Here is an 11,485-nt window from a genome sequence, read left to right as displayed (position 1 = left end):
ATCTCGGGCGGGAAACGATGGCGGCTATAGCTGATGCTCGACATCCCCCTATCCTACTCCGCTTTCGCTTCGGATCCAGCTAACGTGTCAACGCCCTCGCAGCTTCTTTGAACGCATCACTGCCGCCGCGTGTTACCCGGCGTGAATGGCCAAAGTCGAGCTTAGAACACTCTTGCGGCCAGACAATGACCACCCTAACATTCCCAAAACGATAAACGGAGGAAACAAGATGAAAATCAGAAACGGTCTGCTGCGCCGCGACGCGCTCAAACTCGGATTAGGCGCGACCGCCTTGGCGGCGTCCGGCTTCCGGCCCGCGCACGCCCAGTCGAAGACGATCCGCATCGCGCACCACGTCTCGATCGAATCGGACCAGCAGCGCGCCGCAGAACGGTTTCGCGATCTTGTTGGCGAATACACGAACGACGCCATCCAGGTGGAGATACTGCCCTCGGCGCAGATGGGCGGCCAGCGCGAGATTATCGAATCGGTCTCCCTCGGCACGCTCGAGATGGGATATGGCGAGTCCGGCCTCTATTCGAACTACGCTTCCGAGTTCGGCGTGCTAGCGCTGCCTTATCTCTATCGCGATCTCGACCACTGGCAGACGGTCGTCACCGGCGACGTCGGCCGGAGCCTTTCGGATAAACTGGCCGGCGCCGCCGGCATGCGCATCGTGAACTGGATCAACGGAGGCTATCGCCAGACCTTCCTGCGGTCGAAGGCGATCGAGAAGCCGGAGGATTTCGAGGGCGTGAAGATCCGGGTGCCGGAATCGCCGGTCTTCGTGAAGACCTTTGCGGCGCTCGGCGCCAGCCCGACGCCGATCCCCGCGCCGGAGATTTACACCTCGCTCCAGACCGGGGTCGTCGACGCGATGGAGGGCAGCCCGGAGACCGGCTACACCTACAAGATCTTCGAGGTCGCGGATTATCTCTCGCTCACCAATCACATCTTGCTGGATGGCAGCTACGTCATCAACCAGGCGTTCCTCGACAGCCTGTCCGATGAGGAGCGCGATGCGGTCATGCGCGCCGCTTCGGAGGCGGGGGACGCGCAGCGCGCGGGCTGGACCAAGGTCAACGCTGACTGGCTGACCAAGCTTGGCGAAGTCGGGCTGAAGGTGAACGAGGTCGACACCGCGCCGTTCCAGAAGGTGCTGGGTCCGCTTCAGGATTCCTTCGCTGAAGAGGCGGGCGCCACGGAGTATCTGAAACAGATCCGGGCCGCATGAACCGATGCGATCCGTAATCCGGGTCGCCTCCACGGGGTTGGGCGCCGTGGTCGTCGCGCTGTTCGCGACGCTCATGGCGCTCATCCTCGCGCAGGTGCTCAATCGCTTTCTGCTGGGGTTTCAGATGTTCTGGACCGAAGAGGTCATCCGGCTGCTGCTGGTCTGGACGGTCCTGCTCGCGACGCCGCTGACGCTTCTCTGGCGGCACGAGATCAAGGTCGACCTGCTGAATTTCGAACATCCCGGATGTCAGCGCGGCAAGATCTTGCTGGCGGCGCTCGCGTCGATCCTGTTCTGCGCCATCCTCGCCAAGACCGGATACGATTTCGCGCTGCGCGGGCTTAACGCCCGCTCCACCACCCTCGGGATCTCGCGTGTCTGGTTCTACGCCCCGATCCCGATCGGCGCGGCGTTGTCGGTGCTCGCGCTTCTCCTGCGCCCGGCTGCGGAGGATGCGGAGGATGCGGAGACGGAGGTCTCTTCCGCGGAGCCGGATGCGCGATGACGCTCGTCCTCATCATGTTTGCGGTCTTCATCGTGCTGATCGCCATCGGTGTGCCGATCAGCTTTTCGATGGGGCTGTCCGCGGTCAGCGCGCTCGCTTTCGACGGCGCGGTTCCGCTTCTGGTCCTGCCGCAGCGGTTCTATTCCTCGCTCGACTCTTTCTCGCTTCTGGCGATCCCGCTCTATATCTTCGCCGGCGAGATCATGAACCTCGCCGGGGTGACGGCGGCGATCGTGCGCTTCGCCCGCTCGATCGTCGGGCACATTCGCGGCGGGCTGGGGCAGGTCAACATCCTGACCTCGATCCTCTTTGCCGGCATCTCCGGCTCGGCGGCGGCGGATTGCGCCGCGGTCGGCTCGATGATGCTTCCGGCGATGAAGCGGGAGGGCTACAAGCCCGAATGGTCCGTCGTGATCACCGCCGCCTCGTCGATCCTCGGGCCGATCATTCCGCCCTCGATCCTGATGGTGCTCTACGGCTCGATGACCGGGCTCTCCATCGGCACGCTGTTCCTCGCCGGCGTCACCCCCGGCATCATCATGGCGCTGGCGATGATGGCGCTGGTCTACATCAAGGCTGACGAGATCGGCGCGCCGCGCCAGGAGCGCGCGCCGCTCTCGGAGGTCGGGGCTTCGTTCCTCTCCGCGGGCCCGGCGTTGGTGATGCCGGTCCTGATCATCGGCGGCATCCTCTCCGGAGTGTTCACCCCGACCGAAGCTGGCATCGTCGCGGTCGTCTACGGCTTGCTCTACGGGCTCGTCACCCGCCGGCTCGGGGCGGGAGGGATCTACCGGTTTGCGCTCGGGACGGCGCTCTCTTCGTCGAGCATCCTGATCATTCTCGGCGGCGCCGCTCTCTTTTCGTGGATCATCGCCCGCGCCGGCCTGCCGGTGCTGATCGCGGACTGGCTTTCAGGCGTGACCTCGAACGCGCATGTTGTCCTCTTCCTGATCGTCGTGATCCTGCTGGTGATCGGCATGTTCATCGAGACCATCTCTGCGCTGATCCTGGTTACGCCCGTGCTCACGCCGATCGCCCAGGCCTTCGGGCTGGATCCGATCCATTTCTCCGTGGTCACGATCATCGCAGTGCTGCTCGGCTCGCTGACGCCGCCGGTCGCGGTGCTGCTGCTTCTCACCTGCAAGATCGGCGGGGTGGAGTATTCGAAGACGATGCGGCCGCTCGCGCCGTTCATCTTCGTTCTCATCCTAGGGCTGCTTGCGATCATGTATCTGCCGGCCTTCACCCTCTGGCTTCCGCGCGTCGCGCTCGGCTACGCCGGCTAATCTGGAAAGACCCATGAGCATAATCAACGAAGTCGAAGTCGTCTCCTTCACCGTCGAGGTCCCTGACCTCGACCTCGGGGCGCACAAGGCGATGGGCGTCAGCAATCTACGCTACAACAAGGGCGCCTCGCTGAAGGCGATGCGCTACGCGGTGCGCGTCGCGACGGATGACGGGCACGAGGGCCAGTACGCCGCGCATTGGGTCGGCACCGAGGCGGCGCTGGGGCAGACCCTGATGCTGGCGCCAATCCTTCTCGGGCGCGACCCTGAGCAGCGCGAACTGATCTATGACGACCTGAAACGCGAGGTCCGCGCCTATGACGGTATGGGGCACGGCGTCCTGGACATCGCACTCTGGGATCTCGTCGGTAAGAAATACGGCATGAGCGTCTCGACGATGCTCGGCGGCTACCGGACGGCGCTGCCGACCTACGCATCCACCCATCACGGGCAGGAGACGCCGGGCGGGCTCGACTCGATCGGGGCCTTCGCGGCCTATGCGGCGGAGTGCAAGGAGCGCGGCTTCGCTGGCTTCAAGATCCATGGCTGGCACGACGGCGACAAGCGGCGCGAGGCGGCGGTCGTGCTCGCGGTCCGGGACGCCGTGGGCGCCGATTTCGAGGTGATGGTGGACCCCGGCTGCCAGCTTCGCACCTGGGCCGACGCGCTCTATGTCGGCCGCGCCTGCGACGAGGCGAAATGCTTCTGGTACGAGGACCCCTACCGGGATTCCTCGGTCTCCGTCGAAGGCCAGAAGATGCTGCGCGCGAAGCTCTCGACGCCGCTTCTCATCTCCGAGCATATCCGCGGGCCGGAGCAGAAGGCCTCCTTCGCGCTCGCCGGCGGCTGCGACATGATCCACACCGACCCGGAATATGACGGCGGCATCACCGGGCTGATGAAGATCGCGCACATGGCGGAATCGATCGGCATGGACATCCAGGTCCACGCCTGCGGGCCGGCGCATCGGGCGTGCATCGCCGCCGTACGCAACACGCATTTCTACGAGATGGCGCTGATTGGCCCTGGTATGCGGAACATCGTCCCACCCTATACCTGCGGTTATTCGGATCAGCCGGAGGATCTCGACGCGTACGGGCGGGCGCCCGTGCCGACCGGCCCGGGGCTGGGCGTCTCGTATGACTGGGAGAACATGCGCCGTAGCGCCGTCCTCACCCGCCTCTTCAAGGCCTAAGCGATGAGCGGAGCGAAACGGGCGCTGATCGTCGGCGGCGGCACTGGGCTCGGCCTCGCCGCCGCCGAGGCGCTGGCCGCCAGCGGGGCGCGCGTGTTTCTGACCGGGCGGCGGGCGGGTGCGCTGGAGGCGGCGGCGACGCGGCTCGGGGCGGGCTGCGCCGGGGTGATGGCGGGCGATGCGACCGAAGCTTCGAGCGCGGATCGCGTCGCCGCGGCCGCCGCTGAGGCGCTTGGCGGGATCGACTGCCTCGTCATCAGCGCCGGCGCGACCGCGATCGGCTCGGTGATCGACGCGAAGCTGGCGGAGGTCCGCCATGTGCTCGACGCGAATCTCCTGCCGCTTTTCCTCTATGCGCAGCGCGTCGCGACTTTGATGCCGGAGGCGGGCGGCTCGATCGTCGTCATCGCCTCGATCGCTGGCAGCGTCCCGCATGCGGAAAGGCTCGCCTATTGCGCCGCCAAGTCGGGCGCGATCGGCATGGCGCGTCAGATGGCGCTAGACCTCGCGCCGCGGCGGATCCGGGTGAATGCGGTCAGTCCGAGCCTCGTCCTGACGGAGCTGACGCGCGAGATCATCGGCAAGGCCGACGACCCGGAGGCGACCCTCGCCGCGCGGCGCGCGCGCCATCCGATCGGGCGGCTCGGAACCGCGGAGGAGGTTGGCGCCGCCGTGGCCTATCTGGCTTCCGATCAGGCCGGCTGGATCACTGGGCAGGATTTCCGTCTCGACGGCGGGCTGTCGCTCCGCGCCGCCAGTGCGTAGGGCGGCGCGGCTTGTCGCTGAACGCGATCTGGCGGACCGTTGGGGATGGCCCTTGGGGCCGGCCTTCGCATGACCGGCGAGATCATCTGAATTTCTTCTCCGCCACCTTGTGCGAGTTGATATAGTCCCAGTCATAGACGACGCCGAGACCTGGGCCGGACGGAACCGGGACGCAGCCGTCATCGCCGACGCAGTCGAGCTGGTCGCTGTAGCCGCAGGTGTAGACCGGAGCGACCATGTTCGGCGTGTCCGGGCCGACGAGCGCCACCTCGTAGAAGTTGGAGTTCCGCATCGCCGACATCAGGTGCCGGTGGGCGGGACCGGCCGCATGCACCTCGACATCAAGGCCGAAGGCTTCGCCGAGATGCGCGGTCTTGAGGCCGCCGGTGATCCCCATGTCGTATTCCGGGTCCACCCGCACGAAATCGGTGCCGCCGGCGACGATGAAATCGGCCTTCGGCTCCAACCCGCGCACATATTCGGTGATCAGGAGCGGGGTCCGGATCATCTCCCGCAGCTTCTTGTGCGCGAAGGCCGATTTGCCGGCGTCGCGGAACGGGTCCTCATACCAGAAATAGCCGCCCTCGTCGCAGGCGCGGCCGACATAGAGCGCGTCGGCAAAGGTGCGGAGCTGATTGGCGGGGTCGAGCATCAGGGTCATGTGGTCGCCGACCTTCTCCGCGACGTGAAGGACGTTCTCGGCCTCTTTCCTCGCGTCGCCCTCGTTCCAGCCGTGGATCTTGAAGGCGCGATAGCCCAGCCCGTAGCATTCTTCGGCGAAGTCGGCGTAAGCCTCCTTGCAGTCGAGGCCGCCGGCGTGATCGCCGATATAGGTCGAGGCGTAGGCCGGAAGCCGCTTTCGATGGCCGCCGAGGATCTCGCTGACCGAAGCGCCGTATTTCTTGCCGGCTAGGTCCCAGAGCGCGATGTCGAGCGGCCCCTGCCCCATTCCGGACCATTGCCGGATTTCGCGCTTCAGATCGTCATGGATCTCCTCTCGCGCCAGCGCGTCGCGGCCGATGAGGAACGGCGCGAGCATCTCCATCTCGCCGTTGGTCGCCGGCGTCCCGCCCCAGTTGGTCACGTATTCGCCGGTCAGGCCGTCGTCGGTGCGAATGGAGATGGCCTGCTTGACCACGTTCAGGACCGCGCCCTTTTGGTAGCCGACATGCTGCCCGGCGCCGACCCGGCCAAGGTTGCGGACGTCAAACTCAAACTGAACGATGTCGACTTCAGTTATCTTGCTCATTTTCACAGTCTCTCTTTTCTAGGAGTGGACCCGGGGTTTCCTGGCGCCCTGTGCTCAGTTCAGCAGAACGGAGGGTAGCCAGAGCGAAACGGCAGGAACGTAGGTGACGAATGCGAGCAGCAGCAGGAAAGCGACGTAGAAAGGAATCGCCGCCTTCTGGAAATCGAGCGTGGTGACCTTGCCGACGGCGCAGGTGGTGAACATCAGGATGCCGAAGGGCGGCGTGATCGTGCCGAGGAGCAGATTCGCGGTGACGATGACGCCGAAATGCGCCGGATCGACGCCGATCGCCTTCATCAGCGGCAAAAGCATCGGCACGACGATCAACAGAATCGCCGTCGATTCCATCACCATGCCGAGGCCGATCAGGAGAAGATTGACGATAAGGAGGATCAGCCACGGCCTGGCGGCGAACTGGTTCGCCACTTCGAGGATCGACTGCGGCACCTGTTCGGCCGTTAGGATCCAGCCGAAAGGATAGGACGCGGCCACGATGAACATCACCGACATCGCGGTGACCACGGTCTCCTTCAGCGCGCCGAGAAGGCCCTTCAGGTCGAGCTGGCGGTAGACGAGAGCGCCGATAGCGAGCGCGTAGAAGACGGCGATGGCGGCGGCCTCGGTCGCGGTGAAGGCCCCGATGATGATGCCGCCAAGGACGACGACCGGCATCAACATCGCCCACACCGCGCCGCCGAAGGCCGATGCGAACTCCCGCGCAGTCGGCCGCTTCGACGCGATACCGAAGCGATTGCGCCGGGCGACGATGAAGATCGTCAGTACCATGAAGAGGCCGACACAAAGACCGGGAACGGCGCCGGCTATGAAGAGCCGGTTGATCGATTCGCTGGCGAGCCAGCCGTAGATGATGAACATGATGCTCGGCGGAATCAGCGGCCCCATGGTCGCCGCGAAAGCGCAGATCGCCGCCGCGAAAGGGCGCGGATAGCCGGCCTTCTCCATCTCGTCGATCGAGACCCGCGCCAGCGCCGCCGCATCGGCGATCGCCGCCCCGGAGGTGCCGGCCATCAGCATCCCGACGCAGACCACGACATGACCGAGCCCGCCCGGCACCCGCCCGAGCAGGACCTCGGCGAAGCGGAAAAGACGCCCGGTCATACCGGTCTGGTTCATCAGGTTGCCGGCGAGGATGAAGAGCGGGATCGCCAGCAGCGGGAAGGACTGCGTGGTCGCGATGACCCGCGCGGCGGCAATGTCGAGCGGCATCCCGACAAGCCAGAAATAGAGCAATGAGACCGCGAGAAGCGCGAAGGCCAGCCGCACGCGGAGCAGCATGAGGACGGTGAAAACGAGAAGGATCACCCCGAACATGTCAGATGTCCTGTCTCTCGCGCTCGCCACTGCTGGGGGGGCGCATGGCGATGGCGGCGTGCCGCAGGAAATGCAGCGTGATGAGCGCGAAGCCGACCGGCGCGGCGGCGTTGTAGACCGCGCTCGAGATCCGGAAGATCGGCGTCACCATCGGCGCCGCGCCGACGGCGTAGCGAAAGCCGATATAGGTCATCACCGCGGAGACGAGCGCGCCGACCAGCGCCGCGAAGGCGTCCGAGGCGCGGCCGACCCAGCTGGCTGGATCGGGCGCGAAGATGTCGATCAGGATATGCGCGTCGTCGCGGGCGCAGATCGCGCCGCCGAGGAACAGCAGCCACGAAAAAGCGATCAGGCTCGCCTCCTCCGGCCAAGAGAGCGGCAAATCAAGAACGTAGCGAAAGAATACGCTGGTGACGATGAAGACGCTGAAGAGAACCAGCGCGGCAATTGCGAGAACGTTCTCAATGCGAGCCAAGACGCGCCACATGGCGGGCTCCTCAACTTGGGGGCGGCGTTGCTTCGGGCGGTCGGATCGGCGGCACCGGCGTGACGCTCCGGATCGATTCGCAAATTTCCCGCCGCGCACGGATGCGACGCGGGGGGGCGGGGCGGCCCCCCCGCGTCTCCTCACGATCACTTGGCCTTGATCGCGTCCTGGATGCGATCGTAAAGACCGTCGCTCCAGCTGTCGGCGAACGAGGCGTAGACCGATTTTGTGGCCTCGCGGAATTCGGCACGGTCGACATCATCGACGATGGTTCCGCCGCCTTCCTCGATCTTCGCCACCAGGTCCTGCTCAGCGGCCATTTGCAGTTCGGTGTTGTATTCGCCCGCCTTGACGATCTCGTCCGAGACGATCGCCTGCAGATCCTCCGGCAGCGACTGATAGAACGCGTCGTTGGCGATGATTATGTTCGTCTGTAGGATATGCTTCGTCATCGAAACATATGGATTGACTTCGTAAAATCGCTGCGACCAGATCGCCGGAATTGGGTTCTCCTGACCGTCCACGACGCCCTGCTGGAGGCCGGAGTAGATCTCCTGGAAATTCAGCGTCGTCGGGTTGGCGCCGAGGGCGCGGAACATTTCGACGAAGATCGGAATGTTGGGCGACCTCATCTTGAGGCCCTCCAGATCGGCGATCTTGCGGATCGGGCGATCGGCCGTCATGTCGCGCCAGCCCCAGTACCAGAGGGGATCGAGCACCCGGATGCCGGTCTGGGCGAGGAGATTGTCGAACATCTCCTCGCCGAACGGCCCGTTCAGCACGGCCTTGGCCGTGTCCCAGTCCTCGAAGAGGAAGGGGCCGTTCAGTATCAGGAAATCGGGCATCAGGTTGCCGATGGCGCCGGGGCTCATGAAGGCGACCTGAACGCCGCCGAGGCGCACCGCCTGCATCACCTCCGGCTCGCCGCCAAGCTGTTCGGACGGGTAGACCTGCACCCCTATCCGGCCGTCGCTGCGCTCGGTCACGGCCTCCCCGAACTGCGCGGCGGCCAGCGCCGCCGGCTGGTCCGGCCCGACGCTGACATGGAAGCGGATATTGTAATCGGCGGCCGAGGCCGCAGAGGCCGAAACCAGGGTCGCGGCGCAGATACCGGCGAGCGCCAGATATTTGAAGATCATCGTTCCTCCACTTGGGTTTTTGCTTCGCAGACAGGGGCGGAGCGGTCTTCGCCGCCCTTTTCTCCTTAATCAGGCTAGGGTAAGTGCGTAACGCGTGCAAGGTGCAGTTATGGAGAAAAAGCCGATGAATCGCCATCTCATCCTCGGGGCCGACTGGCCCTTGCCGCTGATCGACGACCTGGTACGGATCCTGAGCGGATGGCGGGTGACGCGCTGGGCCGACGCCAGCGCGGAGGATATCCGCGCCGCCGCCGTGATCGTGCCGACACATGTCCGGGTCGATCGCGCGCTTGTCGAGGGCGGCGCGGTCCGGCTGATCCATCAGTTCGGGGTCGGCGTCGACAATGTCGATCTTCCGGCGATGAAGGCGCTCGGCGTCGCCGTCTCGAACGCGCCTTCCGAAATGTCCGGCATGGCGGCGAGCGTGGCGGAGGGAGCGGTTCTCCTCGTCCTGTCCTGCGCCCGGCTTCCGAGCCTTCGCGCGGACAATCTGGCGAAAGGGGCCTGGAACTGGACCATGCCGCTCAATTTCGGGCTCGCCCGGCGGCGCGTCGGCCTCGTCGGCCTCGGGTCGATCGGCAAAGCGATCGCGCGGCGCCTCGTCGCTTTCGACATGAAGGTGACGGCGGTGCGCCGGTCCAAGGGCGCGCCAGATGAGGCGGAGGCGATGGGGCTCGACTGGATCGGCGCGAGGGATCGGCTGGACGAGCTTGTGGAGACCTCCGACATGGTCGTCATCTGCGCTCCGCTGAACGAGGCTACGCGCGGTCTATTCGGCGCGGAGCTCATCGGCCGGATGAAGCCGTCGGCGTCCTTGATCAATGTCGGGCGCGGCGGAATCGTCGACGAGGCGGCGCTCCTCGCCGCGCTCGACGCGGGGAGGCTTCACGCCGCCGGGCTGGACACGATCTCGGCCGAGCCGCCGGCGCCGGATTCGCCGCTCTCCGCCCACCGGAGGATCGTCCTCACCCCGCATGACGCGGGTGTCACGGATAAGGCCTTCGAGGGCGTCGCCCACGTCATCAGGGAGAACCTGAGACGGCTGGAGGCCGGCGAGCCGCTGCTCAACCGGATCGTCTGATCACTCGATGCGGGTCATGTAACCGGGCGGGACATATGGGGTGGTCTTGGAATGGAGCGCTTCGCGCACGAAATTCGGCGCGGAGCGCAAATGCGCCTCCAACGCGGCGGCTGCGGCGGCGGCGTCGCTGGCGACCAGCGCGTCGAGGACGGCCAGATGCTCGACGATCATCTGACGTCTCACGTTGTAGTCGCGCTGGTGGTTCAGCGAAAAGTTCGTCGCCATCAGCGGAAGCTGGCTTCTGCGAATCGCATCGGCCATCAGCCGGCTCGGCGCATGGAGGACAATATCCAGATGCAGGTCTCGCTCCAGCCTGTCGACGAGTTCGATCCGGCCGTCGACGGACCTGTCGAGACAACCGATCGCGCGTTCGCGCGCGGCGAGGAGCAGGTCCCGCGGCAGGGTCGGGGCGGAGGCCGCGAGCGCCTGCGGCTCGAGCAGCCAGCGGATCTCGTAATGCTCCAGGATATCGTTCTCGGTCATCTGGCCGGCATACCAGCGCGAGCCCCTCTGCTCGATCAGACCCAGCCGCTCCAGCCTGACCAGCGCCTCATGGGCGATGGTGCGGCTGACCGCCTTGCTCGCCGCGAGATGGGTGACGTTGATGGCGAACAGCCCGAACGGCAGGCAGGATGAGATCTCCTGCTCGACCTCCGGGTAGAAGCGCGATCTCCAGTTTCGCTCGCTCAGCGTTCTGCGCGCGCTTGGCGGCAGGCTGAGGCCCGCCTCCGTCGGATCACAACGAAATGACGTGCCGCCGCGACCGACGACGACTCCACGGCCTTCGCCGATCCAAGCCAGCCCGGCATCAGCCAGCGCCAGCAACGCCTCCGTGACCGGGGTGCGGCTCAGGCCGAAAAATCTTGCGAGCGGCGCCGCCTCCAAAATCAGCCCCTCCGGCAGCGTACCGTCGGCGATCTGATTGCGCAGCGTCTCAAAAATCACTTGTGAAAACCGGGGGCGACGCGCCGCCTTTGGATTTCTCTGTTCCAGCCAGGGAACTCCTATCTCAGAAGATGGGTCGCTCAGGAATACCCCCGTTCGGAGATGGCCGCAATAGCGGATGTTCTCGTGGCTAGGGCTATCGCATTTGGCCGAGGATGGATCGGGCGAAGTTGTTTGACCATCCGGAGCGCTTGCGTTTTCGCCTGACGGAGATGTCGGGCCTTGCGCGCTTGAGGAGGTTGAGTGCGAGCTTGCGCAGGATGGCGA

The 11,485-nt window shown here is 65.4% G+C and carries 11 protein-coding genes and 1 pseudogene; 6 read left to right on the top strand and 6 right to left on the bottom strand.

Going from position 1 to position 11,485, the window contains the following annotated elements; genetic code table 11:
* The first annotated feature begins 229 nt into the window (after nt 1–229).
* Genes VQ044_RS21930 through VQ044_RS21910 form a run of 5 tightly spaced genes read left to right on the top strand, consistent with a single transcriptional unit; the run spans nt 230 to nt 4,985 of the window.
* A complete protein-coding gene (locus VQ044_RS21930) occupies nt 230–1,234 on the top strand; it encodes a TRAP transporter substrate-binding protein (RefSeq protein WP_327649565.1) in 1,005 nt (334 codons plus the stop codon).
* 4 nt (nt 1,235–1,238) lie between these two features.
* The gene (locus VQ044_RS21925; protein ID WP_327649564.1) at nt 1,239–1,739 is read left to right on the top strand and encodes a TRAP transporter small permease; all 501 of its coding nucleotides are present in this window, start codon (nt 1,239–1,241) and stop codon (nt 1,737–1,739) included.
* On the top strand, nt 1,736–3,025 hold the full coding sequence (locus VQ044_RS21920; RefSeq protein ID WP_327649562.1) for a TRAP transporter large permease: 1,290 nt from the start codon (nt 1,736–1,738) through the stop codon (nt 3,023–3,025). Before VQ044_RS21925 ends, VQ044_RS21920 begins: the two co-directional genes overlap by 4 nt.
* Before the next feature lie 13 nt (nt 3,026–3,038).
* A complete protein-coding gene (locus VQ044_RS21915) occupies nt 3,039–4,220 on the top strand; it encodes an enolase C-terminal domain-like protein (RefSeq protein WP_327649560.1) in 1,182 nt (393 codons plus the stop codon).
* 3 nt (nt 4,221–4,223) lie between these two features.
* The gene (locus tag VQ044_RS21910) at nt 4,224–4,985 is read left to right on the top strand and encodes an SDR family NAD(P)-dependent oxidoreductase (protein WP_327651279.1); all 762 of its coding nucleotides are present in this window, start codon (nt 4,224–4,226) and stop codon (nt 4,983–4,985) included.
* An 82-nt stretch (nt 4,986–5,067) separates the two neighbouring features.
* Here the strand turns inward: VQ044_RS21910 and VQ044_RS21905 are convergent, their stop codons facing one another.
* From VQ044_RS21905 to VQ044_RS21890, 4 genes are all read right to left on the bottom strand, one after another.
* Nucleotides 5,068–6,234: an enolase C-terminal domain-like protein gene (locus tag VQ044_RS21905; RefSeq protein ID WP_327649556.1), complete on the bottom strand. Its 1,167-nt coding sequence runs from the start codon at nt 6,232–6,234 to the stop codon at nt 5,068–5,070.
* A 54-nt stretch (nt 6,235–6,288) separates the two neighbouring features.
* Nucleotides 6,289–7,566: a TRAP transporter large permease gene (locus VQ044_RS21900; RefSeq protein ID WP_327649554.1), complete on the bottom strand. Its 1,278-nt coding sequence runs from the start codon at nt 7,564–7,566 to the stop codon at nt 6,289–6,291.
* A 1-nt stretch (nt 7,567) separates the two neighbouring features.
* Nucleotides 7,568–8,053 carry a TRAP transporter small permease gene (locus tag VQ044_RS21895; RefSeq protein ID WP_327649552.1) on the bottom strand — a complete coding sequence of 162 codons (486 nt, stop codon included), beginning with the start codon at nt 8,051–8,053 and terminating at the stop codon, nt 7,568–7,570.
* A gap of 146 nt (nt 8,054–8,199) precedes the next feature.
* Nucleotides 8,200–9,192, bottom strand: a complete 993-nt coding sequence (locus tag VQ044_RS21890; protein WP_327649550.1) for a TRAP transporter substrate-binding protein — start codon at nt 9,190–9,192, stop codon at nt 8,200–8,202.
* Between the two features lie 124 nt (nt 9,193–9,316).
* On the opposite strand from VQ044_RS21890, the gene VQ044_RS21885 reads away from it, so the two are divergent.
* The gene (locus VQ044_RS21885; protein ID WP_327649549.1) at nt 9,317–10,273 is read left to right on the top strand and encodes an NAD(P)-dependent oxidoreductase; all 957 of its coding nucleotides are present in this window, start codon (nt 9,317–9,319) and stop codon (nt 10,271–10,273) included.
* Here the strand turns inward: VQ044_RS21885 and VQ044_RS21880 are convergent, their stop codons facing one another.
* Nucleotides 10,274–11,218, bottom strand: coding sequence for a GntR family transcriptional regulator (locus VQ044_RS21880; protein ID WP_327649548.1), 945 nt, complete (start codon nt 11,216–11,218; stop codon nt 10,274–10,276).
* 136 nt (nt 11,219–11,354) lie between these two features.
* Nucleotides 11,355–11,485, bottom strand: a pseudogene (locus VQ044_RS21875) (ISAs1 family transposase); the annotation flags it as partial.

Source organism: Aurantimonas sp. C2-5-R2, from assembly GCF_036549495.1.
Taxonomy (GTDB): domain Bacteria; phylum Pseudomonadota; class Alphaproteobacteria; order Rhizobiales; family Rhizobiaceae; genus Aurantimonas; species Aurantimonas coralicida_A.
The sequence above is the reverse complement of the archived record's forward strand: the minus strand, read 5'-3'. Positions and strand labels throughout refer to the sequence as shown.

What these genes read in the sequence shown, in the direction of transcription:
- VQ044_RS21910 (WP_327651279.1), top strand. Translation starts at nt 4,224, where the DNA reads ATGAGCGGAGCGAAACGGGCGCTGATCGTCGGCGGCGGCACTGGGCTC.
- VQ044_RS21900 (WP_327649554.1), bottom strand. Translation starts at nt 7,566, where the DNA reads ATGTTCGGGGTGATCCTTCTCGTTTTCACCGTCCTCATGCTGCTCCGC.
- VQ044_RS21905 (WP_327649556.1), bottom strand. Translation starts at nt 6,234, where the DNA reads ATGAGCAAGATAACTGAAGTCGACATCGTTCAGTTTGAGTTTGACGTC.
- VQ044_RS21895 (WP_327649552.1), bottom strand. Translation starts at nt 8,053, where the DNA reads ATGTGGCGCGTCTTGGCTCGCATTGAGAACGTTCTCGCAATTGCCGCG.
- VQ044_RS21885 (WP_327649549.1), top strand. Translation starts at nt 9,317, where the DNA reads ATGAATCGCCATCTCATCCTCGGGGCCGACTGGCCCTTGCCGCTGATC.
- VQ044_RS21925 (WP_327649564.1), top strand. Translation starts at nt 1,239, where the DNA reads ATGCGATCCGTAATCCGGGTCGCCTCCACGGGGTTGGGCGCCGTGGTC.
- VQ044_RS21915 (WP_327649560.1), top strand. Translation starts at nt 3,039, where the DNA reads ATGAGCATAATCAACGAAGTCGAAGTCGTCTCCTTCACCGTCGAGGTC.
- VQ044_RS21920 (WP_327649562.1), top strand. Translation starts at nt 1,736, where the DNA reads ATGACGCTCGTCCTCATCATGTTTGCGGTCTTCATCGTGCTGATCGCC.
- VQ044_RS21890 (WP_327649550.1), bottom strand. Translation starts at nt 9,192, where the DNA reads ATGATCTTCAAATATCTGGCGCTCGCCGGTATCTGCGCCGCGACCCTG.
- VQ044_RS21930 (WP_327649565.1), top strand. Translation starts at nt 230, where the DNA reads ATGAAAATCAGAAACGGTCTGCTGCGCCGCGACGCGCTCAAACTCGGA.